Here is a 24,795-nt window from a genome sequence, read left to right on the forward strand (position 1 = left end):
AACGTCCAAATCACCGGCTGACACATCCGTACGGAGGACTGAGATGACCACTCGCGCGACCGCCAGGAAAGTCGCGATGGCAGACGTGGCACCCGATCGGCGCCGCGGCGCGGACGTGCGCGTGTTGTTGAGTCCGCGCTCAGCCGGCACGACGTCCGGTTTCAACGGCGTGGTGACGATGGGCGTCGGGGAGCGGGTCAGCGCGCACCACCACCCGTACTCGGAGGAGTTTCTCTTCGTCGTCCGCGGCCGGATCCGGGTCCAGCTCGACGGCACCGAGACCGAACTGGCCGCCGGCGATTCGTTGCTGATCCCGCCGTACTGCTCGCACCGGCTCGTCAACGACGCGGACGAGGAAGCGTTCGTCGTCTTCCACCTCGGCCCGCTGGCCCCGCGTCCGGAGCTCGGACACGTCGACACGGAGACCGAGCTGCCGGAGCCTGCGCGCTCGGAGGGCCGGCCGGCATGACCCCCCGCCAGGCGGTGATAACCGGCATCGGCGTGGTCGCGCCCGGTGGCATCGGCGGCAAGCAGTTCTGGCAGCTGCTGACCGACGGGCGCACCGCCACCCGCCGGATCACCCTGTTCGACCCGTCCAGCTTCCGCTCGCAGATCGCCGCGGAGTGCGACTTCGATCCCGCCGCCTTCGGGCTCACCGCCCAGGAGGCGCGCCGGATGGACCGCTGCACCCAGTTCGCGGTCGTGGCGGCCCGCGAAGCGATCGCCGACGCGGCCTTCGAGCCGGAGACTACCGCCCCGCAACGGCTTGCCGTCAGCGTCGGCACCGCCACCGGCTGCACCATCAGCCTGGAACGCGAGTACATTGTGGTCAGTGACGGCGGCCGTGACTGGGACGTCGACCCGGCCTATGCCGCACCCCACCTCTACCAGTGGCTGGCACCGTCCAGCATCGCCACCGAACTGGCCTGGCTGATCCAGGCCGAGGGGCCGGCCGGCGTGGTCTCCACCGGCTGCACGTCCGGGCTGGACGCGGTCACGCACGCCGCGGGGCTGATCGAGGACGGCCTGGCCGACGTCGTTCTCGCCGGCGCCGCCGACGCGCCGATCAGCCCGATCACCTCCGCCTGCTTCGACGCCATCAAGGCCACCTCACCCAACAACGCCAACCCTGAGCGGGCCTCCCGGCCCTTCGACCGCGACCGCGACGGGTTCGTGCTCGGCGAGGGCGGGGCGATGTTCATCGTGGAGGACCGCGAGCACGCCCGGCGGCGCGGCGCCGCACCGTACTGCGCGATCGCCGGCCACGCCAGCCGGTCCAACGCGTACCACATGACCGGCCTCAAGCCCGACGGCCTGGACATGGCCGAGGCGATCCGGAGCGCGCTGGACGCGGCCCGCCTCAACCCCGACGACATCGACTACGTCAACGCCCACGGGTCGAGCACCGTGCAGAACGACCGGCACGAGACCGGCGCCTTCAAGGCGAGCCTGGGCGCGCACGCGTACGCCGTCCCGGTCAGCTCGATCAAGTCGATGGTGGGCCACTCGCTGGGCGGTATCGGCGCGATCGAGCTCGCCGCCTGCGCGCTGGCCATCCGGCACAACGTGGTGCCGCCCACCGCCAACCTCGAAACCCCGGACCCGGTCTGCGACCTGGACTACGTGCCGAACGTCGCCCGGGAACTGCCCGTCGACGTGGTCCTGTCGGTCGGCAGCGGGTTCGGCGGCTTTCAGACCGCGGTCCTGCTGGCCGGCCCGGGAGCGTCCGGATGAGTGCCGTGGTCACGGGGGTCGGCGTCGTCGCCCCGAACGGTGCCGACACCGAGGCGTACTGGTCGGCCACGCTGGCCGGGCAGAGCGGACTGCGGCACACCGGCGCGGAGGTGCCCACCCGGTCGCCGATCCGGGTCGCCGGCGTCGCGCGCGACTTCGCGCCCAAGCGCCACGTACCCGGCCGGCTGATGGTCGCCACCGACCGCTGGACCCAGCTCGCCCTGGCCGCCACGGCGCAGGCCCTCGACGACTCGGGCATCGACCTGGACGCGGTGCCCGAGTACGAGCGGGGAGTGGTGCTGGCCAGTTCCTCCGGCGGCAACGAGTTCGGCCAGCGGGAGATCCAGAGCTTGTGGGCGCAGGGCCCGCGACAGGTCACCGTGTACCAGTCCATCGCCTGGTTCTACGCGGCCAGCACCGGCCAGGTATCGATCAGGCACGGCTTCAAGGGACCATGCGGCAACATCGTCGCCGAGCAGACCGGCGCCATCCAGGCGCTGCAGCAGACCGGCCGGCTGCTCGCGCGGGGCGCGCGGGTGGTCCTCACCGGCGGCACCGAGGCGCCGCTGTCGCCGTACGCGATGCTCTGCCAGGCACAGTCCGGCTGGGTCAGCCGCGCCAGCCACCCCGAGCGGGCGTACCAGCCGTTCGACCGCGGTGCCGGCGGATACGTGCCCGGCGAGGGCGGCGGCGTCCTGGTCGTCGAGGACGCCGAGCAGGCCCGGGCCCGGGGCGCCCGGAACCTGTACGCGGAGGTCGCCGGGCTCGCCGCGACCACCGACCCGCCCCCGTCGTCCGGGCGGCCGCCGGCGCTGCGCCCCGCGATCGAGACCGCCCTGGCACAGGCCGGCACCGGGCCGGGCGAGGTCGACGTCGTGTTCGCCGACGCCATGGGCGTGCCCGACCTCGACGCCCAGGAGGCGCGCACACTCGCGGCCGTCTTCGGGCGGCGCGCGGTGCCGGTGACCGCCCCGAAGACGATGACCGGGCGGCTGTACGCCGGAGGGGCGGCGCTCGACCTCGTCACCGCCGCGCTGGCGATACGCGACGGCGTCGTCCCGCCGACGGTGGGCGTGGTCGACCCGGCGTACCCGGACCTGCTGGACCTGGTGTCCGCGGCGCGCCCGGCCGCGCTGCGGACCGCCCTCGTGATCGCCCGCGGGCACGGCGGCTTCAACGCCTGCGCCGTGCTGCGCCGGGTCGAACGGTAACGATCAGGGAGGATCCCATGACAAGACTGAGTCTCGACGAGCTCAAGGGAATCATGCAGAGCTGCGCCGGCGCCGACGAGTCGGTCGACCTGACGCCGGAGGCCGCCACGATGTCGTTCGAAGAGCTCGGCTACGACTCGCTGGCCGTGATCGAGATGACCACGCGGCTGGCCCAGCTGTTCGACATCCACATACCCGACTCGGAAACCAGCACATTGGACACTCCGGCTCGGCTGGTCGACTACGTCAACGGCCGGCTCGGGACGAAGGGCTGACGATGGCGGGACACACCGAAAACTCGGTCGTCATCAACGCGGCGCGCGACCTGGTCTGGCGGATCACCAACGACGTCGCGGCATGGCCCGAGCTGTTCAGCGAGTACGCGGCGGTGCAGATCCTGCGCACCACCGGCAACACCGTGCGGTTCCGCCTGACCATGCGCCCCGACGAGCGGGGCCGGGTCTGGCAGTGGGTCTCCGAGCGCACTGCCGACCCGCGGACCTACACCGTCCACGCGCACCGGGTCGAGCCCGGACCGTTCGAGTACATGAACATCCGGTGGGAGTTCACCGAGGAGAACGGCGCCACCCTCATGCGCTGGACGCAGGACTTCCAGCTTCGGCCCGACGCACCGCTGAACGACGCGGCCATGGCGGACCGGATCAACCGCAACAGCGCCCGGGAAATGCGGCGCATCAAGGCGCTGATCGAGGCGGTCGCGGACCGCGACCGGCGTGCCTCGACGGCTTCCCAACCAGGGCAACGACAACAGCGGAGGGAGCAAGCGCAGACATGGAGGAGCTGACCGGAAACTGGAAGCGGCGCGCGGCCGGGATCGCCCGGGCTGCCGCCCTGGTGCCGATCGCCGTCGTGGCGGCCGCCGTGCTGGCGCGGGCGCTCGCGGCATCGGCGACGGTCGCCTGGCGGGCACTGGTCGCGACGGCCGCCGTCGGGTGGCGGGCCGGCATCGGCGTCGCGCTGGTACCGGCTTCGACGGCCGGAGCGGTGGTGCTCTCGCCGGCGCCGGCCCTGGCGGCCGACCATCGCGCCGGGCCGACGGTCACCGTCGTGGCAGCCGGACTGCACAGCCCGCGCGGCCTGACCGTCACCCCGGAGGGCGTACTGCTGGTCGCCGAGGCGGGCGACGGCGGTACCGGGCCGTGCATCGGCGGGCCGACCACCGGCGACGAGGCGTGCCTGGGGCTCACCGGGGCGATCACGGCGGTCGCCGGCGGTGTCCAGCGCCGCGTCGTCACCGGGCTACCGTCGCTGCGCAGCACCGCCGAAGGCGCGGCGTTCGGTCCACACGACGTCGTCGTCGACCGTGGCCGGATGCTCGTGCCGATCGGCTTCGGCACCGATCCCACCCTGCGTGCCGCGCTCGGACCGGACGGCGCCGCGCTCGGCACCGTGGTCGAGGCCTTCGCGAACGGCCGCTGGCGTCTCCTCGCCGACCTGGCCGCGTACGAGCAGAGCGCCAACCCGGACGGCACCGACCTGGCCACCCAGCCGTACGCGCTCGTGCCGTCCTCGACCGGCTTCGTGGCGGTCGACGCCGCGGCCAACGACATCCTCGCCGGCACCACCGGTGGCCAGGTCTCGACGGTGGCCGCCCTCGCCGGCCGTACCGTGCCCACCGCCTGCGGCTTCCCACCCGGCCAGATGGAGATGGACCCGGTGCCCGCCGCCATCACCCGTGGCCCGGACGGCGCCTACTACGTGGGCGAGCTGACCGGCGTGCCGTTCCCCGTCGGCGGCGCCCGAATCTGGCGGGTCGTCCCCGGCCAGGCGCCGACCGTGCACGCCACCGGCTTCACCAACATCCTCGACCTGGCGTTCGACCGCAGCGGCCGGCTCGTCGTGCTGGAACACGCGACCAACGGGCTCTGCTCCGGCGATCCGACCGGCGCGGTCGTCCGGATCGAACCCGACGGCGGCCGTACCCGGCTGCTCACCTCGCCGCTGGAACGCCCGACCGGGCTCGCCATCGCGCCGAACGGTGACTACTTCGTCGCGCACAAGGGCGCCGGCGTCGACGCGGCCGGCGAAGTGATCCGGTTCCGGCCGTAGCCCGCTCGGCGGTCCGGACACAGTGGACGGAAGTCCGGCTCCAGGCACCTCCAACGGTCCTCGAGACCGACCCGTCAAGCTCGGTCACCACGTTCGGAACAGCGATGGAAGGGGTCAAGATGCCAACTGGAGAAACGAGCGGCGGGCATGTCGTGGCCGACCCGACCCAGTACTCCGGCGGAAACGTGGAGTGGAGCCCAGCGTTCCTGGGCAATTTCCTCAACCTCGGCTACTGGGTGGACGCGCCCCGCACGGGTCCGTTGACCGCGGCGGACCGCATCAAGGCCAGCGAAAACCTCTATCGGCTTGTCGCGCGGGCACTGCCGGTCCACCCGGACGACCGCCTGCTGGAGGTCGGCTGCGGCCGCGGAGCCGGTACCCACGTGGTGTACACCGAGTTCGGCCCCGCCGAGCTGGTCGCCACGGACGTGCTGCGGGCCCAGGTGAGCCTGGCCGAGGAGCACAACAAGGACCTGCTGGAGAAGGCCGGCGGGCAGCTTGGCTTCGCCGTCGGCTCGGCCACCGACATGCCCTTCCCGGACGGGCGCTTCGACGGCCTGTACTCCGTCGAGGCGATCGAGCACGTGGCCGACGTGGGGGCGTTCGCCGCCGAGTCGGCCCGGGTGCTGCGCGCCGGCGGCCGGCTCAGCGTGACCACGTTCTTCGCCCGCTCGGTCGAGGCCGGCCCCAAGCTGGCCGAGCTGATCCCGACGTTCGCGGCGGGCCACGACAAGGCCACGACGACCGACGAGGTCCGCGCGGCTCTCGAAGGGGCCGGCTTCGCGGACATCGTCATGCAGAGCATCGGCGAGCACGTCTGGCAGCGCTTCGACGACTGGCTGGGGCTCAACGGGTACGACGACCACTGGGCCCGCAACTGCCTCAAGGCGTACACGGCGGGTCTGTACGACTACTACGCCATCTCGGCGACCAGGGCCTGAGGAGCCGCCGTGACCGGCGCCGCGGCCTCGACCAGAAGCTGGAACCTCGTCGCACTGCCCCGCTTCGTCGACGACCGCGGCGCGCTGACGGTGGTCGAGACCGGGCGGCAGGTGGACTTCCGGATCGCCCGCGTGTACTACCTCTACGGCGTGCCGCCGCGCACCGTGCGCGGCGGGCACGTCCACCACACCCTGCACCAGCTGCTCGTCGCCACCTCCGGTGCCCTGGACGCGGTCGTCGACGACGGGTGGCGGCGGGAGACGATCCGGCTGGACGACCCCAGCCGAGGGCTCTACATCGGACCGATGGTCTGGCGGGAGCTCGCCGGTTTCACCGCCGACGCGGTCTGCCTCGTGCTCGCGTCCGCGGGGCACGACGCGTCCGACTACTCGTACGACTACGAGAGGTTCCGGCGCTACATCACCCAAGGAGCGGGAGGGCCTGAACAATGAAGATCCTGGTGACCGGTGGCGCGGGCTTCATCGGCTCGGAGTTCGTCCGGTCCACTCTGCGAGGTGAGCTACCGGACTCGGCGGGCACCCGGGTGACGGTGCTGGACAAGCTCACCTACTCCGGCAACCCGGCCAACCTGGCCCCGGTCGCCGACCTGCCCGGCTACCGCTTCGTCCGGGGAGACGTCCGCGACCCCGCGGTGGTCGACGCGGCGGTCGCCGGGCACGACGCGATCGTCAACTTCGCCGCGGAGACCCACGTGGATCGCTCCATCGTGGACCCGGCGACGTTCGTCATGACCAACGCGCTGGGTACGCAGGTGTTGCTCGAGGCGGCCCTGCGGCACCGCGTCCGCCGCTTCGTGCAGATCTCGACCGACGAGGTGTACGGCTCGATCGAGTACGGCTCGTGGACCGAGGAGACGCCGGTGGCGCCGAACGTGCCGTACGCGGCCGCCAAGGCGGGCGGCGACCTGCTCGCCCTGGCCTGCCACCGCACCTACGGACTCGACGTCGTGGTCACCCGGTGCACCAACAACTACGGCCGGTACCAGTTTCCGGAGAAGCTGATCCCGCTGTTCGTGACCAACCTGCTGGACGGCCGGCGAGTCCCGCTCTACGGCGACGGCGGCAACCGGCGCGACTGGCTGCACGTCTCCGACCACTGCCGGGCGGTCCACCTCGCCCTGCACTACGGGCGGGCGGGCGAGGTCTACCACGTGGGCGGCGGCACCGAGCTTTCCAACGCGGAGCTCACCAAACGGCTGCTCGAGGCCTGCGGGTACGGCTGGGAGATGGTCGACCAGGTGGCCGACCGGCAGGGGCACGACTGGCGGTACTCGCTGGACATCACGAAGATCCGCCGCGAGTTGGGCTACGCGCCCCAGGTCCAGTTCGACGAAGGGTTGGCGATGACCGTGGCGTGGTACCGCGCCAACCGCCGGTGGTGGGAGCCGCTGCGGGACAGGGCGGCGATCAGCCGCCCGGCGCAGATGTAGGCAACCGAGGATGGAGGAGCGATGCGGGACATCATCAGGCGGGTCGACCGGTGCCGGGTCTGCGGCAACGACGACTGGCTCGAGGTCATGTCGTTGGGGTCCACACCGCTGGCGAACGGCTTTCTCGACCCGGCCCCGGCATACCCGGACGAGCCGGTGTACCCGGTCGACGTGATCGCCTGCCGGCGCTGCTGGTTGATGAGCCTGCGCCACGTCGTCGACCCGCAGGTGCTGTTCACCCACTACGTGTACCTCACGTCCGAGTCCGACCAGATGGCCCAGCACATGCGGCGGATCGTCGAGTGGAGCACCCGCAAGCTGGGTCTGACGGCCGGTGACCTGGTCGTGGAACTGGGCAGCAACATCGGCACCCAGCTGGAGATCTTCGCCGCGGCCGGCCTGCGCACGGTCGGCGTCGACCCGGCCCGCAACCTCGCCCGGATCGCCAACGACCGCGGGGTCGAGACCGTCGCGGACTTCTTCGGCCCGCACGTGGCCGGCCCGATCGCCCAGAAACACGGCCGCGCCAAGCTGGTACTGGGCCGGCAGTGCTTCGCCCACATCGACGACGTACACCACGTCCTGGACGGCGTCGACGCGGTGCTCGCGCCGGACGGCGCGCTGGCCATCGAGGTGCCCTACCTGGTCGACCTGCTGGACCAGAACCAGTTCGACACGATCTACCACGAGCACCTGTCGTACTACTCGCTCGGCACCCTCGGCCGGCTCTTCGAGTCGCACGGCCTGCGGCTGGTCGACGTCGAGCGCGCGGACGTACACGGCGGCTCGATCGTGGCCTTCGCGTCCCGCCCGACCGTGCGGCCGCCCGCCCCGAGCGTCTCGCGGCTGCTGGCCCTGGAGGAGGAGCGGGGCCTGTCCACCGGGCGCCCGTACCAGGATCTCGCCGACCGGACCCGCAAGGTGGTCGACAACGTGGGCGGGCTGGTCCGCGACCTCGTGGCCAGCGGCAAGCGGGTCGCCGGCTACGGCGCGCCGTCCAAGGGGCACGCGCTGCTACAGGCCTGCGGGCTGGACCGGAAAGAGATCGAGTTCGTCACCGACACCACCCCGCTCAAACAGGGCAAGGTGTGGGCCGGCAACCTGATCCCGGTGTTCACGCCGGAGCAGGCCCGCAGCCGCCCGCCCGACTACTACCTGCTGCTGGCCTGGAACTACTCCAGCGAGGTCATCCGCAAAGAGCATGAGTTCCTGGCCCAGGGCGGCCGGTTCATCGTGCCCATCCCGCAGCCGCGCATCGTCGCCGAGCCGGAGCCCGCACGCCGGTACGCATGAGGTCTGTCACGGTTCGATGGCCGGCCGCGCCTCGCGCGGCCGGCCACACGTCGAACAGGCCAGCTACGCGTCGGCCGCCGGAGTGGTCACCCGGGCCGGGGTACGGACGTGTTCCGGCCGCAGCCCCAGGCCGATGAAGCGCGCGGTGAGGCGGCGACCGGCCGCGTACCGGGCGCTGAGCCGCATGGGCAGCGGCGGCCGCACCGTCGTCTCCCCGTCCAGCAGCGGCTTGATGAAGCGGGCCTGCAGGCCCCGCTGGAATGCCTGGGTCAGCACGGTCGGCAGCAGCCGCCGGCGCCGGACCGCGGCCAGCCGGCGTTCGCTGACGACGCCGCGGCGCAGGCCACTGTGGAGTATGTTCGCCGCCGCCACCGCGTCCTGGATGGCCAGGTTGAGTCCCACGCCGCCGATCGGGGCCATGGCGTGCGCCGCGTCGCCGATGCACAGCAGGCCGGGCCGGTGCCAGCGGCGCAGCCGGTCGATCCGTACCGACAGCGTGCTGACGCCGTCCCAGTCCAGGTGGTGCACGCGGTCGGCGAGGAAGGGGACCAGCTCGGCCAGGTTGCGCCGCATCTCGGTGATCCCCTTGGCCTTCATCAGCGCGTACCCGTCCTTGGGGATGAGGTACGCGGTCTGCCAGTAGGTGTTCCGGTTGAGCAGCACCACGAACCGGTTCGCGGTCAGCCGGAGGAACGGCTCCACCGGATCCGACGGGAGGCGCGGGATCCGGAACCACACGACGTCCATGGGGGAGGCGAACGTGATGGGGTGCATACCGCACTTCTCCCGGACCGTCGAACGCCGCCCGTCCGCGGCCACGGTCAGCAGCGCACGCAGCTCGTGCTCGCCCGCCTCGTCGCGGTACCGCACCCCGCACACCCGCCCGTCCTCCTGGATCACGTCGGTCACCTCGGCGCTCATCCGCAGGGTGAACGTGCCCAGACCACCGCCCCAGGAAGCCAGGAGGTTGAGGAAGTCCCACTGCGGTACGAAGACCGCGTACGGGAACGGGTGCCGCAGCGCCCGGAACTCCACGCCCGGCTGCCGGCCGTGGTCGGTCAGGAACGCCATCTCCTCGGCCTTGAAGTGGGGCAGCTCCAGAAACCGCGGGAGGATGCCCAGCTCGTCCAGCAGCTGCAGCGTGGACGGGTGGACGGTGTCGCCGCGGAAGTCACGCAGGAAGTCGGCGTGCTTCTCCAGGACGGTCACCTGGACGCCGGCACGGGCCAGCAGCAGGCCGGCGAACATGCCGGCCGGCCCGCCGCCGACGACACAGACGGTCGTCCGCGGCGGGATGCGCGTGCCACTCACCGGCCACCGAGCCGTTCCAGCGACGCGACGGCTTCGCCCGAGCTCGGCATCGTGCGGCACAGGCGCGCGAGCCGCCGGGCGCCGTGGCGGTACCGGGCATCGCCCAGCAGCGCCGCGATCCCGTCCCGGAGCGCCGCCACGGTCGGGTCGGACCCGTCGGTGTGCAGACCGGCGCCGGCGGTGGCCACGGCCTTGGCCGGGCTGAACGGGTTGAACGTCAGCGGGATGATCAGCTGGGGCACTCCGAGGGCCGACGCGGTCAGCGTGGTGTTGTCCCCGCCGTGGTGGACGATCGCGGAGCAGGTCGGCAGGAAGTAGTTCAGCGGCAGCTCCTCCACCACGCGTACCCGGTCGGGGACCTCGCCGAGCATGCCGCTGTGCCCCGCGGTGACCGCGGCGATCACGTCGACGTCCAGGTCGGCGAGGGCTTCGAGCACCCGCCGGGCCGGTGCCAGGTGTCCGGTGACCCGGGCGAACGTGGTGCCCCAGGTGACGCAGACGCGCGGCCGGTCGTGCTCCTCCAGGACCCACCTGGGCACCTGCCCCGCGCCGTTGTACGGCAGGTACCGCACCAGCTGGCGCTGCTGCGGCGGGTACGGTGCCTGGAGTACCGGCGGGCACGGGTCGAGGGTGAGGTCGCCGGTGAGGTCGATCTCGGTTACCCCGTGCCGCTTGTAGAGGTCCGTGGCCAGCTCCTGCTCGGTGCCGGCCAGGCCGGCGGAGAAGTCCGGGCCCACCAGGTGGCGGACCGCCGGGACGCCGAGCGCCGTGGACGCCAGGTGACCGGCGTACCCGGTCGGCTCGTACACGATCAGGTCGGGCGCCCAACGCCGGCAGAACAGCATGACGTCGTCGATCATCGCCTCGGCGATGGCGACGAACAGGCCCACCGCGTGCCGGACGGCCGACTCCGGGTCGGGCCCCGCGCCCGGCCCCGGCGCGTTCTGCGCGCGCCATCGCGCGGCGACGGCGGCGAGGTCGACGTCCTCGCCGGCCGGCACCGACGGCAGACCGGAGGCGACGACCGCCGCCGTGAGCGACGGTTGATGAGCGACGCGTACCTCGTGACCGGCGCTGCGCGCGGCCCAGGCGACCGGAACGAGTGGGTAGAAATGCGACGGTGCCGTCGCGGTGACCATGAGAATCTTCACCGGCCTGCACTCCCTTCGTGGCTAAACCGGGCCGATCCTCGTCGGTGGCGATCCAGGATTCTTCGACGCCGGCTGAAGCCGCCGCTGGGCGCCGACACACCAGCGTTTCTCGACCTGGAGTCGAAGCGGTGCGCGCACGGTCAGGGACGACCGCACCTGCGACCAGGGAGCCCGCCGTGCACAGGACGCTCATCGTCGCCCGGATGAACCCGGCCGACGTCGACACGATCGCCCAGGTCTTCGCCGAATCCGATGCCGCCGGCCTGCCCCAGATGCTCGGCGCGGTACGCCGGACCCTGTTCGCCTTCCACGACGTCTACGCGCACCTGATCGAGGCTCCGGTGCCGATCTCGGACCGGCTGCCCCGGATGTCCAGGCACCCGATGTTCCAGGACGTCAGCGCGAAGCTGGCGGCCTACGTCCGCCCCTACGACCCTGGCTGGCAGGGCCCGTCGGACTCGGTCGCACGGCCCTTCTACAGCTGGTCCGCGGAGTGAGAGGAGTGACGATGCCCGCACCGGACGTCTTTCGCGTCATGCTGAGGTTCACCATCACCGAGGGCACCGAGACCGCGTTCGAACGGGTCTGGTTCGGTATCGCCGAGCGGGTCCGGGGCACGCCGGGAAATCTCGAGCAGTGGCTGATGCGCGACGCGGAGGACCCGTCGACGTACTACCTCATCAGCGACTGGACCGACGAGACCCGCTTCCGCGAGTTCGAACGCAGCGCCGGGCACGCCGCCGACCGCGCGTCGCTCACGCCGTTCCGGTACGGCGTGTCGATGTCCACGATGCTCGTGCTGCGCCATTTTCCGGGCTCGTTCGCGGCGGCCTCGCCCGCGCCCTCGAAGCTGTCCACAAGGGAGGGACGATCGTGACCGTCGAGACCCGTACCGGTCTCACCCGGGCCGCGCTGTTCGACATGATGCACGCGTACAAGACAACCGCGCTGCTGCGTACCGCCGTGGAGCTCGGCGTGTTCGAGCAGCTGGCCGGCGGCCCGCTGAGCGTCGAGGCGATGGCGGCGCGGACCGGCGTGGTCCCGCGCGGCGCGTCCATCCTGCTGCACGCACTGGCCGCAGTGGGGTTGCTGGACACTGTGGACGGTGGGTTCGCGCTGCCGGCCGGTGGCGAGGAGCTGCTGGTGCGGGGCCGGCCGGCGTACTTCGGCGACATGGTGCACGTCGTGGCGAGCGACTGGGAGTGGGACGCGCTGAAGGTGCTCACCAAGGCCGTACGCGGCGGCGGCGCCGTCGTCAGCGAGCACGCCGAGACGCCGAGGTTCGGGTACTGGGAGGACTTCGCCGCGTACGCCGGCGCGGTCGCCGGCCCGACGGCCGCGGTCCTGGCCGACGCCATCGACGGCTGGGCGGGCCGCCGCGAGTCCCTGGACATCCTCGATGTCGCGTGTGGACACGGCATCTACGGCTTCACCGTCGCCGCCCGGCACGGCAACTCGCGGCTGTGGTCCCTCGACTGGCCGAACGTGCTGGAGGTGACGGCCAGGCACGCCGAGCGGCTCGGCCTGCGCGACCGGATGCACCCGTTGCCCGGCGACATGTTCACCACGCCGCTGGGCGGCCCGTACGACCTGGTGATGGTGACCAATGTGCTGCACCACTTCTCGGCCGAGCGGGCGACCGAGCTGCTGCGCCGCCTCACGGCGGCCCTCAAGCCGGACGGCCGGCTGGTCGTCGTCGGCTTCACCAGGACCGACGCGCCGCCGGAACGGGACCCGTCACCACACCTGTTCTCCGTGCTGATGCTGGTGTGGACCGCCGAGGGGGAGGTGCACTCGGCCGGCACGTACGACGAGATGCTGCGGGCGGCCGGCCTCATCCCCGCGAAGGAACACACCCCGCCAGGTCTACCGCTGACCATCATGGTCACCCAACCGGCGTCCACATGAGACGGCTCGTCGCGGCCGAGCGGATGGCGCTCGTGGAGCGTTCAGTCCTCTTCGGACACCAGCACGATGATGATCGGGGTCGTCGACGGCGGCAGGTCGTCGAGCAGCGCGACGGCGGTCAGGAAGTCGCCGTCGTGCCAGAGCTTGGAGCGGTAGCCGGGTCCGGCGTCCGGCGCGTACCGGGTGTCTTCGGTCCAGCCCTCGCCGAGCGCACCGGCGTAGTGTGCGACGACCGAGTCCCAGGTGGTGCCGACCGGCAGCCGGTAGTAGTCGGCGTCCCACGGCCCGTCGAAGTGCTCCCGCACCCGCCGGGCCAGGTCGACGAAGGCGTACGACGCGGCGGTGTCCTGCTCCGGCGTGACCCCCTCGGTGATGCCGTGGATCGCACCCGGCGGCGGTGGGGGCGGTGGCGGCGGGTCGCCCTGTCCACAGGCACCCATCCCGAGCAGGGCGGTCAGCAGCAGCACGGACACGCGAATCCGGGTGGCGATCATCGCAGGGGATCGTAGCCGGTGCATACAAGCGCGCTCGGCAGGCCCGCAGGCGTCAGCTCACTTGCCGGTGTCGACGCGCCACCAGTCCTTCGCGTCAGTGGCTTCTTCGGGCCAGAGTTCCAGAAGGTCTCCGGGCGCGAGTCCGAGGGCTCGTTCGATCTCGCTGGGGGTGAGGCTGCGCAGGGAGTCGGACAGCGACCGGGTCAGGTCGAGCCAGTAGCCGCGTAGTGTGGATTCGCTTACGAACAGTTGCTTGGCGATCTGACCGTAGCTCAGACCGCGGGCACGACCGTAGAGGATCTGGCGCTGGCGCTCGCTGAGCAGGGTGATGCAGTTGCGCCGGACCAGGACCTCGAGTATCCCGACGACCGACTGCGGCACGGCGGTGCCACCGGAGGCGACCTCGATGAGGAGCCGTTCGGCCCGGCCGGTCGGCAGCGCCTTGGCGACGACCCCGCTCGCACCTGCCGCGATGCACGCCGCGAGGACGAAGCGACGCTCCTCCTGGCTGTAGGTGCAGACCCGGTAGCCGCGGCTGGTCAGCGCGCGGATCGCGGCGATGCCCTGCCGGACGTCGGGCTGTTCGAGGTTGGCCAGGTGCAGGTCGAGCAGGACTGCGTCTACGACCGGGCGGCGGCGGGTCAGCTCTTCCACGGTCGCGACCGCTGCGACGACGTCGAGACCCGGCATGAGGAGGCCGAACGACTCGCGGATCAGCGAGGCGTCGTCGACCACCGCCACCCGGGGCCTCACACCGCGTCCGTGGAGGCGTCCAGGGTCGCGCGAGCGGCTGCCGGCGCAGAGCCGGACGAGATCGTCACTGTCGTCCCCTCGTTCGGGGCGGACTCGATCTCGACCCGGAGCCCGCGCCGCCGCAGTTCACCCATGACGACCTCGCGCAGGCCGACCCCCGCGGTCACGGAGGCCGGGTCGAACCCGACGCCGTCGTCGCGCACGGTCAGCGTCCAGCTTCCGTCCGTGCCTTGGTCGAGGTGGACCACGACCGTGTCCGCCCGGGCGTGCGCGCGTACGTTGAGCAGCAGGCTCTCGAGCGCGCGCTGGAGCGCCTCGGCCTGCGTGGCGGGGAGTCTCAGGTCGGCGCCGAGGTCGAGCAAAGCGTCGACGTGCAGGTCGGCGAACCGGTCGCATACCCGTTCGATCATCGCGGCGAACGCGACGGTGAGGTTGGCACCGGCCGCTCCGTAGGCGGTTGTCCCATCCCGGTCCGGCGCCTGGCCACGCAGATACGAGCGCATGCGTTGCAGTTCCACTTCAGCCTGGTCGATGAGCCGGGAGCGTGAGGCGTCGGTCCCCGGCTCGGTGAGCAGGCGCATGAGGGCGACGCCGTTGTGCATCATCACCTGGGCACGTCTTTCCTCCTCGCGCCGTGCCAGCTCGGCGGCGCGGGCACGCGAGGCGTCGGCGTCGTGCGCGATGCGGCGCGTGAATCCGAAGAACATGCGCACGACCAGCGCATACACCACGAAGGTGAGTACGTTGCCGATCGCGGTCGCGGTCGTGTCTCCCCTCGCATCGCCGCCGAGATACACCGCGTAGCAGACGATGACGCCGAGCAGGCCGCCCGCCCAGAGGGTGCGGCTGCGGACCCCGCCATCCGTGATGATGACCGACAGCGCGTAGGCGGGCTGGTAAGCGACCCAGGTGCCTAGGCGTTCGCCCGGCTCCAGCAGCACAGACCCCAGCAACAGCAGGAAGCAGGCCAGCGCGAAGTCCGCCGCGGAACCCGCCGCGCCCAGCGGACGGCGGCGCACCAGCGTCACCACGCTGACCACGACGGCCGCGCAAGCCGCGGCAGCCCAAGACGCGAGGTAGGCGACGCCGTACGGCGACGTCGCTACGCCGATGTGGACCGCCGGGACCATCTGCGCGACCGTGCCCAGCCGGACCCCCGCGATGAAGTACGAGAAGGCCCGCTCGACGCCGGCCTTGGTCGTCGGCAACCCGGCGACGCGCCACAGCCCTTTCCGGCCGCTCATAGTCCTCCTCGCGTGGCTGAGGGCCAGGCCGACAAAAGTTCGCGGATTCGTTGGGTCACAGCGAACCCGCGAAACGCAACGATCAGGGTACTTCAGCCAACCGAGCTGGATATCACCCAGTTTCCATCGAGAGGACACGGGGAGGGACCGGATGGCTGGGTTCGCGGCTAACGGCGCGGTATCGGTCAACGGCGAGCGCCTCACGGTCGGCGTCATGGCCGAGCCTCAGGACCGGGCCGCGATCGCCGGGTACCTGGACGCACAGCCGTTGCTGCCGCGCGTGTGCCTGCGCCTGGTCGGGAACGGCGAGCGGTGGGATCCCGGCCCCGCCGTGGACGTGTGGATCGTGCGGTCCTCGATCGTGGCGGCCGGGACGGCGGTGCGGTACCGGCACGGTGCGCCGCCCTATCCGACCGCGACCCGAGGGGTCGTCGCGATTATCGACGGCTTGACGGCGACGGACGTGCCATGGTTGCTGCTCAGCGACAACCTCCATGGCATCATCCCCACGCAGGTCCCGCTCGAGGAGGTCGGCGCCGCCGTCGAGACGGTCGCCCGGGGCGGCCGCTGGATCAGCCAGGCGGTCTTCGACCGGCCGGGCGACTCGGCCGGCGGGGCAACCCGGCTCTTGGCCTCGGTCCACCTGACGCCGGGCGAGCGCCAGGTCGTCCGTCTCGTGGTACAGGGACTGTCCAACCGGGACATTGCCGACCGGATGCACATCGAGGAGACCACGGTCCGCACTCATATCCGGGCGAGTCTACGCAAGACCGGCTGCGCCAATCGCCACCAGTTGACCGCGTTGTTCTACCAGTCCTGGCTCGGCGGCAGCGGATCCGGCCGGCGATACGGCCTCGGCGCCGCGCTGGGGATCTCTGTTCAGCCCTAGGGATGAGGTCCCGAATCGGCGGTCTGCCTAGCGTGACTGCCAAGCCGAGCGGGGGGCAAGGCGGCGGTGCACCACGCCGCCGCGGTCACAGCCTCTCACTCCAAACCCTTGAGGAGGGTATAGATGTCTGTGTTGACAGAGGTCGCCCCGATGCCCCGGGAGCGTACCGGTTTGCCGGGGCGGACGGCGATCGCGGCGGCGGACGTGCTGGCCTGGGCGGCGCCGGTGGCCGGGTCCGGCCGGCTGGCGCAGTTCTTCTACGACCGCCGGGACAGCGCGGTCTGGATCATCGTCCTCGTCGCCGTCGCGGTGGTGATCGCGGTGGGGCTTCTGGCCTGGGCGTACGCCTACTGCGTCAACCGCGGCGGGAGCTTCGACGGCGGCCTCAGCGTGAGCTACCCCAACCCCTTCACGGCGCGACTCAGGTTCAAGTGCCAGTTCTGACGGCCGCCGGCAACGGTTGACGAGGTGCGAGGTGGAGTCACAGATGTCGCTTCCCGAGCCGGGACCGGTCCTGGCCGTGTCCGGGTTGACCAAGCGGTATGGGCGCCGCACCGTACTCGACGAGGTGTCCTTCACGCTCGCCCGGGGCGAGGTCCACGGGGTGCTCGGGCCGAACGGTTCGGGTAAGACCACCTGCCTCCACCTCGTAACCGGCCTGCTCGCCCCGGACGGGGGCCAGGTGCTGCTCAACGGAGTACCGGTGCAGGACAAGAAGTCGCGCGACTTTCTGGGGATGGCCCCCGACGACCTGCCGATGCCTGCCTCGCTCACCGGCCAGGAGTACCTCGCTTTCCACGATCGTCTGCGGGGCCGGGACGACTCGGTGACCGCGGCCGACCTCGCGTGGGCCTTCGGTCTCGCCGAGGATCTCGACCGGCAGATCGCGGAGTACTCCCACGGCATGAAGCGCAAGCTCCAGGTCGTCGCGGCGGTCATGCACTTCCCGGACCTGCTGGTCCTGGACGAGCCCTTCCGAGGGCTCGACCCGGATGCCGCGGTGACGCTGCGCAAGCTCATCACCTCGTACGCCGGACACGGTGGGGCGGTCCTCATCGCCACGCACGACATGTTGCGGGCGCAGCGGGACTGTGACCGCGTCACGATCCTGCACGCCGGCGCGGTGGTGGCCGAAGGCTCGCCGGCCCAGCTCCAGCAGCGTTACTCCGTGGACACGCTGGAGGAGGCGTTCCTGGTGACCACCGGTCTGGAAGCACAACAGGGCGAACGGGCGCAACTTCTCGACACGATGCTGAAGGAAGGGTGGGAGCGGTAATGAAGGCGGTAATGCTCGCGGTGAGCGGGGGAGTCGCCGGGTTCCTCGCCGCTGTGCTGTTGGGCGCCGCGACGTTCGGGATCGGCATGTACCAGGAGGGTGTCTACTCCATCCCGCTGCTCTGGGAAGGCGGCGTCCAGGACGTCGAGGGCGGCTTCGAGTTCGTGGTCGCGCCCAACGTCCTGGGCAACCTGGGGCTGGTGTTCTTCGGCGGCCTGGCGGGCCTGCTGGTCGGGCTGCTCCGCAAGGCCGAGGGGTGAGCCTGCTGCGGGAGGCACCGGCCGCGGCGGATCCGGGCCGGACCACGCCGCGGGTCACAGGTGCCACCCACCCGCCCTCCCGGCCGGGCGGCCTGCGCCACTCGACCCGGGTCCTCGGCAGCATCGCCGCCGTCGCGGGTCGGCTCTGGGTACGCGACACGACCCGTTCCCTCGGTGTCTCCCGGACCACGGTCGCGCTGTTCGGGCTGGCGGCGCTCGCCGTGATGGTCGCCGGCAGCCTCATACTCACCACGGTCATGCCGGCGCTGCCGACGCGGGATCTACCGCCGGACGAACTCGCCCGGATCCGGGCCCTGGCCGCATCTCTGGTCTGGACCCTCGGCAGCCTGGTGACGATCTTCTTCCAGATGCTCGCCCCTCGCCGTACCGCTCTGAGCAACGTGCTCGGGTTGCTCCCCGTCAGCCGTACGCTGACCGCGGTCGCGACGCAGCTTCCGATGCTCGGGGTCTCGCTGGTGGCGGTGGCCTCGCTCGCCGCGCCGACCGTGACCATGTTGGCGGACGCGTCGCGGGGCGGGCTCGCGGTGGCGATCCCGGCCGCCCTGCTGCTGGTGCTCGGCCAGATCCCGCTGACGGCTCTGCTGTTCAACCTCGTCGTACCGCTGGTGCAACGGCTGCGTGTACCGCAACATCATGCCCTTGCCGCGGGCGGTTTCACCGGCGTGGCGATCGCGGTCGCCGCCCCGGTGCTGGAACTGGGTGGCAACGGTTCGGCCTGGCTGCCACACCGCGTCCTCGCCGCGGCGGCGGACGGCGGCGCCATTTCCGGCGGGTCACTGCTTCTCTGGTCCGCGTCCGGCCTGACGCTGTTCGTCCTGCTGGTTGGTCGGCTTCCGGCGGACCCTGATCCGGCGCCGTCCCGGCTGTTCGTCGGGTACCGCGTCCCGCGTATCCGCCCGATGGCCCAGGCCTGGTACGAGTTGGTCATGCTGGCCCGCGCGCCGCAGTATCTCGCCGTCGTCGTCTTCACCGGAGCCGTGTTCGCCGCCGTCCTCGGCGCCTGGCTGGCGACCCGGTCGTCGTTCCTACCCGTCCTGGCGGTTCCGCTGCTGCTGCCCTTCTTCATCGGCGCGGTGCAGTCGTACGGACACACCCGGGCGACCCACTGGCTGAGCATGCATCTGCTGGCCCGCCCGGCCGCCTGGGCGTGGCCGAAGGCCACCGTCTGCCTCGCCGTGGCCGCTCTCCTCGCGCTGCCCGGCGCCGTGCTCGCAGCCTCCACGCAGCTGATCGGCTGGACCGAGGTGCCGTTGCTGTTCGTGCAGGCACTGCCCGCCTGGTCCGCCGCGATGGTCGCGGGACTGCTCATCCCGTACAGCACGGAACAACCGCTCAGCGTCGGGCTGTCGGTGGGGCTCGCCGGCATCATCTACCTCGGCGGGCTCTGGACCGTCGGGCAGCTGATACCGCAGGCGGCCGTCCTCGGGCAGGTGGGCATGGCGGCCGTCTGCATGTCCGCCTATTTCCTGATGGCGCGCCTGACCCGGCCGCAGATTTCCCATGCCTAGGCCGCCCAGCCCGGCCGAGCCGGCCGGCGTCCGCGAAGCCTCGCGGCCAACCGACCGGACCACGCCGCTGCCCGGCGGAGGTCGGGTAAGCGCGCTGCCTCGGAGCAGGAGCGCGCTGTTGCCGCGCTCCGGCCCGCGGGCAGCCCTTGTGGTCGGGCGCGAGATGACGCTGTACTTCCTGCCACTGCTCGTGCCGGCGTTGGGGCTGACCGTCGTGTCCGTGTTCGCCGGATGGATCCTTGCGACCGTCCTGGCCGGCTCGGTCCTGCTGATCTGGGCCAGCCTCGTGGCACACGAGGCCGGGCATGTACTCGCGCTGCGCCTGCTGGCGCCGACGGCAGAGTATGCGCACACTGTTCCGGAGGCGCCGGATGCCCCGGTTCCGGCGAACATCGTGGTGGACCGTCGCGGCGCCGGCGTACATCGGCCCCAGCTGCGGCAGCGCTGGCGGGAGGCGCTCGTGATTCTCGCCGGCCCGTTGTTTCCCGCTGTCGTCTGGGCGGCGGTGATGGCCGGAATCCAGCTGTTCAGCGGTGCCGTCCCGATCGCCGCCATGGTCTGGACCGGCGTCGTGGCCTGGGCTCATCCCGCGTCGCTGCTGATTCCCGTCGGGGACGCCTGGAGCCTCATCCGCCTCTGGCGGTCGCGCTCGGCGGGTCAGGCAGGTGTGGGGTGGGCCAGGGTGGCGAGCGGTCGGGGCGTGGGGGAGAGGCGTGCGCCGTCGGCTTCGAACTAGATGATCTATTCCAGGGGTGGGGTTCGCTCAGCGGTACTGGAAGTACGTTATGGCGGCCTCATAACGTACTTCCAGTACCGCTGAGCAGAGACTCGGTCCTCGATCGGCGGCCAGTGCCGCCCTGACGCCTCGGGCGGGCCGGTCGGGGCCGGGTGGGTTGCGGTCGCCAGGCGTGGAGGCTGAGGCTGCGGGAGCAACGGTCCGGACCCAACGCCCGGTCAGCTTAAGTTGATCAAGTCGGCCGACGGTACGTCCCGGGCGACCGCGGCGATCCTATGATCGACACTTCGGTCGGGATCGTCCCAGTAGATCGTGGTACGGATCGGCCCGCCTGGGGGCACTTGCGTACCACGATCTCGACGTCCGCCCGGTGCTGTCCTTGATCGATCGCGGCCCGGCTCGGGCCGGTCAACAGCCTGACGCTGCTGAGCGTGCCCAGCTCACGGCCTTGATCGAATCAGTGTGAGTGGCGTTGGGTCCGGACCGCGACGGGCATCGCGGTAGCTCATACCTTGGAATAGATCGTCTAGCTGGCAGGTGAACTCGATCTGGGGGCATTGCTGGGACCGGACGCTTAGTCCCAGCGCCGCGCGTTGTTGTCGTCCAGCGTGCCGGCGTTCAGCGGCACGACGCAGAACAGCAGGCCAGCCGGGTCGCGCATGACATACCAGTCCTGTACGTGCTGCTCTCGCTTGGCGCCCAGCCGTTCCAGCCGCGCGACCTCCGCTTCCACGTCGTCGGTCTGAATGTCGAGGTGCATCCGGGCAGGCCCCTCTCCCAGCCGCTGGACGAGCAGCGCGAGATGCTCCTGGTGCGGCAGGAACGCCCCGTGGAACTCCGGGTGGTTCTGGATCTGGCTCAGTTCCTGGCCGATGGCCGCCTGCCAGAACGCTAGCCCTTGGTCATGGTCGTCTTGAGGAACATCGATAACGATCATGCGGAGCCTGCTGTGGTGCGGCACTGCTGCGCCTCCGTTCGTAGACCGATGCGGATCGAGCGGATACACGTTCGCGCCGCCAGACGGTACCCATCCTCTTCCATGCCCGCCGCGTGTCGGTGGAGGGGGTCGACCCTTACGGGCCGACAGATCCGCAGCTACAGCGTCGCCGGCTTCGCCTCACGTCTGGCCGCGCATCGCAGGACCACTGTGGATGGTCGCGAACGAGGGACCCGGTGCCCGCGTCCGCCGCTGGGCTCGCCGCATGTGGGCGTGGGGACCGACCGGAGTACGGCATGCCGCTTGCGCTCTACGCGGCGTCCAAGTCGGCAGCCACCATGCTCACTGTCCAGTCCGGGCACTTGAGCTGGTAGGCGCAGGGCCAATGTGGCGCGGGCGCGGCGGCAGTCGCGCAGGACCGCTTGACTCATCCCGCCGGCCACGGCCGCCGCCGGCCGTCAACGCCGTCGAGTGCCGAGCCGTGGTGTCAGTCCGGCTGGTCAGCGGCGCGCGCCGTCGGCCACGCGCCGTTTTCGACCAACCGGCGCGTCACCCGAACGACCTCGGTCGCGACGACCTCCACGGCCGGCGGCATCCGGCTGCCCTGTCGCAGGGCGAGGACGACGGTGCGGGAGACCTCAGGATCGGTCAACGGGCCACCGTTGAGCCGTCCGGTCGCCACGTCCTGGGCGATGCCCGCGGCGGGCAGGACGGTCCACGCGGTGCCCGACGCCACCAGCTTCCTCTGCAGCAGCATCGAGTTCGTCTGGCACGCCACCGTGGGCTCGACTCCGGTCGTGGCGAGCGCCTCGTCGATGAGGGTCCGCAGGCCGTGCCCGGCGACGGGCAGCACGAGCGGCCGGCTCGTCAGGTGCTGCCAGGTCAGCGCGCCGGCGCCGGCGAGATCCGCGTCGGGCGGCGCGACCGCCCACAGCGACTCGTGGAGCAGCGGTGTCACGGAGATCGACGGTGTCGACGCGAGGTTGTACAGCAGCGTCATGTCGACGGCGCCGTCGTCCAGCCACTGCCGCAGGTGGCCGGAGAAGGCGCCGAGCAGGCGCAGGCTGACGCCGGGGTGTCGCCGCGCCACCGACTCGACCAGGGGCGCCGCCAGGATCTCGACGGTGCTGTCGAGCAGCCCGATCGTCACGATCCCCTGGACCGGCCCCCGATCGGGTCGAATCTCCGCGCGAGCCCGTTCCAGCTCGAGGAGCGCGCGACGCGCGCGTTCGGTCAGGATCTCGCCGGCGGGAGTGAGTGTCATGCCCTGCCGGGTGCGCTCGAAGAGCGGGACGCCGACCTCCTCCTCCAGCGAGCGGATGTGCCGGCTCACCGCTGGCTGCACGAGGTGAAGCAGGCGGGCCGCCTTGGTGACGCTGCCGACGTCGCTGACCGTCACGAGCGCCGTGAGCTGCTTGAAGTCCATCGAGTCCCGTTACGTGGCCATGCTCGAACCGACTATGGTCATCACACTTCAGCATTTCACAGGGAAAGCCATCGCAAAGCAAGATGGTCGACAAGCCGGTACCGGAGCGGGCTCACCGGATGGTGGCGCGGGCGCCGGCCCCCAGGCGGCGGCCGGACCGGAGGAGTGAGGGGTACCGCATGCGTCCGCTGGAAGGAATCACCGTCGTCTCCGTCGAACAGGCGGTCGCGGCGCCCTTCGCCACCCGCCAACTCGCCGATCTCGGCGCCCGCGTGCTGAAGGTCGAGCGCCCCGGCGAAGGCGACTTCGCCCGCCACTACGACCGCACCGTGCTGGGGGAGTCCAGCTACTTCATCTGGCTCAACCGCGGCAAGGAGAGCGTCGAGCTCGACCTCAAGGACGCCCGAGACCGGGCGCTGCTCGACCGGCTCATCGACGCGGCGGACGTGTTCGTGCAGAACCTGCTGCCCGGCGCGGTCGACCGCCTCGGTCTGGACGCCGGCACGCTCCGGGCCCGCCGGCCCCAGCTCATCCACTGCTCGATCTCCGGGTACGGCCCCGACGGCCCGTACCGGGGCCGCAAGGCGTACGACCTGCTCATCCAGTGCGAGACCGGACTCGTCATCGCCACCGGGACTCCGGAGGAGCCGTCCAAGGTCGGCGCCTCCGTCGCCGACATCGCCACCGGGATGTACGCGTACTCGGGCATCCTGACCGCTCTGCTCCAGCGAGCCACCCGCGGCATCGGGGCGACGGTCGAGGTGGCGATGATCGACGCGCTCGGCGAGTGGATGGCTCAGCCGGCGTACCACGCTTTCTACGGCGGCGCGCAGACGCGCAGGACCGGCGCGAGGCACGCGTCGATCGCGCCCTACGGCCCCTACGAGACCGGCGACGGAAATCGGGTGTTCCTGGGCGTCCAGAGCGACCGGGAGTGGGCCCGGCTGTGCCGGGAGATCCTCGGGCGACCCGATCTGGTGGACGATCCCCGCTTCGTCCGAAACCCCGAACGCGTCGAAAACGACGACGCCATCCGCCCGCTGATCGAGTCTGCCTTCGCGACGCTCGACGCCGACCGCGTCGTCGAGCTGCTCGACGAAGCGGGTATCGCGTGCGCGCGACTGCGGCGACCGGCCGAGCTCATGGCCCACCCGCAACTCGTCGCGCGCGACCGGTGGCGGGAGGTGCGCACCCCGCGCGGAGTCGTCCAGGCGATGCTGCCGCCCGTCACGATCGCCGGTCAGGAGCCGGCAATGGGAACCGTGCCACGTCTGGGCGAACACAACGAGAGCATCCGGGCCGAGTTCGGCCCGCGCCGCGAGGAGGTCGCCGGATGACCGAGGTAGCCACGCGCACCGAGGTACTCCAGCCGGAGCCCGCCGTCGCGTTGGCCCGACTCTTCGGCGTCGACGTGCCGGATCTGGAGACCGACGGGCTGCCCCTGCTGTGGCACTGGGTCTACCTGCTGGAACGGCCGCATCAGGTCGACCTCGGAGCTGACGGTCATCCGGTCCGGGGCGTGGTTCCCGCTCCGCCCGCGCCGGGGCGGCGCCGGATGGCGGCCGGTGGCCGAGTCATGCGGCACGGCCCGCTGGTCGTGGGTCGTGCCGCGACGCGCCGCACCGAGGTCGTGTCACTGACCGAGAAGGAAGGACGGACGGGTCCGCTGACATTCGTCGTCGTGCGCCACACCATCGTCCAGGGCGGCGCCGTGAAAGTCGTCGAGGAGCAGGACATCGTGTACCGCGCTGCCGTCGCCGCCGGCTCGCGCGCCGAAGCCGATGCGGTCACGCCGGTGCCGCTCGAACCAGGTGAGTGGTCGCTGCCCGTGGACCCGACGCTGCTGTTCCGGTTCTCGGCGCTGACCTACAACGCGCACCGCATCCACTACGACCGCGACTACGCCCGAGACATCGAAGGCTATCCAGGGCTGGTGACCCACGGCCCGCTACAGGCGCTGGCCATGGCGGAATGCGTGCGGCGAACGGGTGTGGTCGCCACGGCGATCGACTACCGCCTGGTCGCACCTTTGTTCGACCACCAAGGCCTGGTGACGCGGAGCACCCAGGCCGGCTCGAGCCGCGAGGTCTCCGTCCGCGACCTCAGCGGTCGGATCACGGCGAACGGGAATGTCCAAGCTGGATAGACCAAGCGGTGACGATCGCCGTTCGGCGGCAGCGT

The 24,795-nt window shown here is 71.3% G+C and carries 28 protein-coding genes; 21 read left to right on the plus strand and 7 right to left on the minus strand.

Features of this window, described 5'->3' with window-relative positions; genetic code table 11:
- The first annotated feature begins 43 nt into the window (after positions 1-43).
- From RB614_RS23110 to RB614_RS23155, 10 genes are all read left to right on the plus strand, one after another.
- The gene (locus RB614_RS23110; protein ID WP_308714689.1) at positions 44-469 is read left to right on the plus strand and encodes a cupin domain-containing protein; all 426 of its coding nucleotides are present in this window, start codon (positions 44-46) and stop codon (positions 467-469) included.
- On the plus strand, positions 466-1,734 hold the full coding sequence (locus RB614_RS23115; RefSeq protein WP_308714690.1) for a beta-ketoacyl-[acyl-carrier-protein] synthase family protein: 1,269 nt from the start codon (positions 466-468) through the stop codon (positions 1,732-1,734). The genes RB614_RS23110 and RB614_RS23115 overlap by 4 nt, the downstream gene beginning before the upstream one ends.
- The gene (locus tag RB614_RS23120) at positions 1,731-2,945 is read left to right on the plus strand and encodes a beta-ketoacyl synthase N-terminal-like domain-containing protein (RefSeq protein ID WP_308714691.1); all 1,215 of its coding nucleotides are present in this window, start codon (positions 1,731-1,733) and stop codon (positions 2,943-2,945) included. The genes RB614_RS23115 and RB614_RS23120 overlap by 4 nt, the downstream gene beginning before the upstream one ends.
- 17 nt (positions 2,946-2,962) lie before the next feature.
- A complete protein-coding gene (locus RB614_RS23125; RefSeq protein ID WP_308714692.1) occupies positions 2,963-3,220 on the plus strand; it encodes an acyl carrier protein in 258 nt (85 codons plus the stop codon).
- A gap of 2 nt (positions 3,221-3,222) precedes the next feature.
- The gene (locus RB614_RS23130; protein ID WP_308714693.1) at positions 3,223-3,750 is read left to right on the plus strand and encodes an SRPBCC family protein; all 528 of its coding nucleotides are present in this window, start codon (positions 3,223-3,225) and stop codon (positions 3,748-3,750) included.
- Complete coding sequence (locus RB614_RS23135; RefSeq protein WP_308714694.1) at positions 3,738-5,015, plus strand: ScyD/ScyE family protein; 1,278 nt, start codon at positions 3,738-3,740, stop codon at positions 5,013-5,015. The genes RB614_RS23130 and RB614_RS23135 overlap by 13 nt, the downstream gene beginning before the upstream one ends.
- Positions 5,016-5,134: 119 nt before the next feature.
- Positions 5,135-5,956: a class I SAM-dependent methyltransferase gene (locus tag RB614_RS23140; RefSeq protein ID WP_308714695.1), complete on the plus strand. Its 822-nt coding sequence runs from the start codon at positions 5,135-5,137 to the stop codon at positions 5,954-5,956.
- Positions 5,957-5,965: 9 nt separating this feature from the next.
- Positions 5,966-6,409: a sugar 3,4-ketoisomerase gene (locus RB614_RS23145; protein ID WP_308714696.1), complete on the plus strand. Its 444-nt coding sequence runs from the start codon at positions 5,966-5,968 to the stop codon at positions 6,407-6,409.
- Positions 6,406-7,407, plus strand: coding sequence for a dTDP-glucose 4,6-dehydratase (gene rfbB, locus RB614_RS23150; RefSeq protein ID WP_308714697.1), 1,002 nt, complete (start codon positions 6,406-6,408; stop codon positions 7,405-7,407). The genes RB614_RS23145 and rfbB overlap by 4 nt, the downstream gene beginning before the upstream one ends.
- Positions 7,408-7,428: 21 nt before the next feature.
- Positions 7,429-8,700, plus strand: coding sequence for a class I SAM-dependent methyltransferase (locus RB614_RS23155; protein WP_308714698.1), 1,272 nt, complete (start codon positions 7,429-7,431; stop codon positions 8,698-8,700).
- 63 nt (positions 8,701-8,763) lie between these two features.
- On the opposite strand, the gene RB614_RS23160 is transcribed toward RB614_RS23155, so the two are convergent.
- Positions 8,764-10,011, minus strand: a complete 1,248-nt coding sequence (locus RB614_RS23160; RefSeq protein WP_308714699.1) for an FAD-dependent oxidoreductase — start codon at positions 10,009-10,011, stop codon at positions 8,764-8,766.
- The gene (locus tag RB614_RS23165) at positions 10,008-11,162 is read right to left on the minus strand and encodes a nucleotide disphospho-sugar-binding domain-containing protein (RefSeq protein WP_308714700.1); all 1,155 of its coding nucleotides are present in this window, start codon (positions 11,160-11,162) and stop codon (positions 10,008-10,010) included. The genes RB614_RS23160 and RB614_RS23165 overlap by 4 nt, the downstream gene beginning before the upstream one ends.
- 176 nt (positions 11,163-11,338) lie before the next feature.
- Between RB614_RS23165 and RB614_RS23170 the strand changes: the two genes are divergently transcribed.
- Genes RB614_RS23170 through RB614_RS23180 form a run of 3 tightly spaced genes read left to right on the plus strand, consistent with a single transcriptional unit; the run spans position 11,339 to position 13,070 of the window.
- On the plus strand, positions 11,339-11,659 hold the full coding sequence (locus RB614_RS23170) for a TcmI family type II polyketide cyclase (RefSeq protein ID WP_308714701.1): 321 nt from the start codon (positions 11,339-11,341) through the stop codon (positions 11,657-11,659).
- 11 nt (positions 11,660-11,670) lie between these two features.
- The gene (locus tag RB614_RS23175) at positions 11,671-12,039 is read left to right on the plus strand and encodes an antibiotic biosynthesis monooxygenase family protein (protein ID WP_308714702.1); all 369 of its coding nucleotides are present in this window, start codon (positions 11,671-11,673) and stop codon (positions 12,037-12,039) included.
- Positions 12,036-13,070 carry a class I SAM-dependent methyltransferase gene (locus RB614_RS23180; protein WP_308714703.1) on the plus strand — a complete coding sequence of 345 codons (1,035 nt, stop codon included), beginning with the start codon at positions 12,036-12,038 and terminating at the stop codon, positions 13,068-13,070. The genes RB614_RS23175 and RB614_RS23180 overlap by 4 nt, the downstream gene beginning before the upstream one ends.
- A gap of 41 nt (positions 13,071-13,111) precedes the next feature.
- On the opposite strand, the gene RB614_RS23185 is transcribed toward RB614_RS23180, so the two are convergent.
- The 3 genes from RB614_RS23185 to RB614_RS23195 are packed head-to-tail and all read right to left on the minus strand — an operon-like array spanning position 13,112 to position 15,561.
- Positions 13,112-13,564: a hypothetical protein gene (locus tag RB614_RS23185; RefSeq protein WP_308714704.1), complete on the minus strand. Its 453-nt coding sequence runs from the start codon at positions 13,562-13,564 to the stop codon at positions 13,112-13,114.
- 57 nt (positions 13,565-13,621) lie between these two features.
- A complete protein-coding gene (locus tag RB614_RS23190) occupies positions 13,622-14,305 on the minus strand; it encodes a LuxR C-terminal-related transcriptional regulator (protein WP_308714705.1) in 684 nt (227 codons plus the stop codon).
- A gap of 8 nt (positions 14,306-14,313) precedes the next feature.
- Positions 14,314-15,561: a sensor histidine kinase gene (locus RB614_RS23195; protein ID WP_308714706.1), complete on the minus strand. Its 1,248-nt coding sequence runs from the start codon at positions 15,559-15,561 to the stop codon at positions 14,314-14,316.
- Positions 15,562-15,712: 151 nt separating this feature from the next.
- Here RB614_RS23195 and RB614_RS23200 point away from each other — a divergent pair, with 151 nt between their 5' ends.
- The 6 genes from RB614_RS23200 (at position 15,713) to RB614_RS23225 (ending at position 20,251) form a co-directional block, all read left to right on the plus strand.
- Positions 15,713-16,450: a response regulator transcription factor gene (locus RB614_RS23200; RefSeq protein ID WP_308714707.1), complete on the plus strand. Its 738-nt coding sequence runs from the start codon at positions 15,713-15,715 to the stop codon at positions 16,448-16,450.
- 123 nt (positions 16,451-16,573) lie between these two features.
- On the plus strand, positions 16,574-16,894 hold the full coding sequence (locus RB614_RS23205; RefSeq protein ID WP_308714708.1) for a hypothetical protein: 321 nt from the start codon (positions 16,574-16,576) through the stop codon (positions 16,892-16,894).
- Positions 16,895-16,937: 43 nt separating this feature from the next.
- A complete protein-coding gene (locus RB614_RS23210; protein WP_308714709.1) occupies positions 16,938-17,726 on the plus strand; it encodes an ABC transporter ATP-binding protein in 789 nt (262 codons plus the stop codon).
- Positions 17,726-17,986, plus strand: a complete 261-nt coding sequence (locus RB614_RS23215) for a hypothetical protein (protein ID WP_308714710.1) — start codon at positions 17,726-17,728, stop codon at positions 17,984-17,986. Before RB614_RS23210 ends, RB614_RS23215 begins: the two co-directional genes overlap by 1 nt.
- Entirely contained in the window at positions 17,983-19,515 is a 1,533-nt protein-coding gene (locus RB614_RS23220; protein WP_308714711.1) for a hypothetical protein, read from the plus strand. Before RB614_RS23215 ends, RB614_RS23220 begins: the two co-directional genes overlap by 4 nt.
- Before the next feature lie 163 nt (positions 19,516-19,678).
- Entirely contained in the window at positions 19,679-20,251 is a 573-nt protein-coding gene (locus tag RB614_RS23225; RefSeq protein WP_308714712.1) for a hypothetical protein, read from the plus strand.
- Positions 20,252-20,825: 574 nt separating this feature from the next.
- Here RB614_RS23225 and RB614_RS23230 read toward each other — a convergent pair.
- Positions 20,826-21,188, minus strand: a complete 363-nt coding sequence (locus tag RB614_RS23230; protein WP_308714713.1) for a VOC family protein — start codon at positions 21,186-21,188, stop codon at positions 20,826-20,828.
- Positions 21,189-21,675: 487 nt separating this feature from the next.
- Positions 21,676-22,614: a LysR family transcriptional regulator gene (locus RB614_RS23235; protein WP_308714714.1), complete on the minus strand. Its 939-nt coding sequence runs from the start codon at positions 22,612-22,614 to the stop codon at positions 21,676-21,678.
- A gap of 179 nt (positions 22,615-22,793) precedes the next feature.
- Between RB614_RS23235 and RB614_RS23240 the strand changes: the two genes are divergently transcribed.
- Together RB614_RS23240 and RB614_RS23245 are read left to right on the plus strand one after the other, a co-directional pair.
- Entirely contained in the window at positions 22,794-23,951 is a 1,158-nt protein-coding gene (locus tag RB614_RS23240) for a CaiB/BaiF CoA transferase family protein (RefSeq protein ID WP_308714715.1), read from the plus strand.
- A gap of 50 nt (positions 23,952-24,001) precedes the next feature.
- Complete coding sequence (locus RB614_RS23245; RefSeq protein ID WP_308714716.1) at positions 24,002-24,760, plus strand: HTD2 family dehydratase; 759 nt, start codon at positions 24,002-24,004, stop codon at positions 24,758-24,760.
- Positions 24,761-24,795 lie beyond the last annotated feature (35 nt).

Source organism: Phytohabitans maris, assembly GCF_031085175.1.
GTDB lineage: Bacteria > Actinomycetota > Actinomycetes > Mycobacteriales > Micromonosporaceae > Phytohabitans > Phytohabitans maris.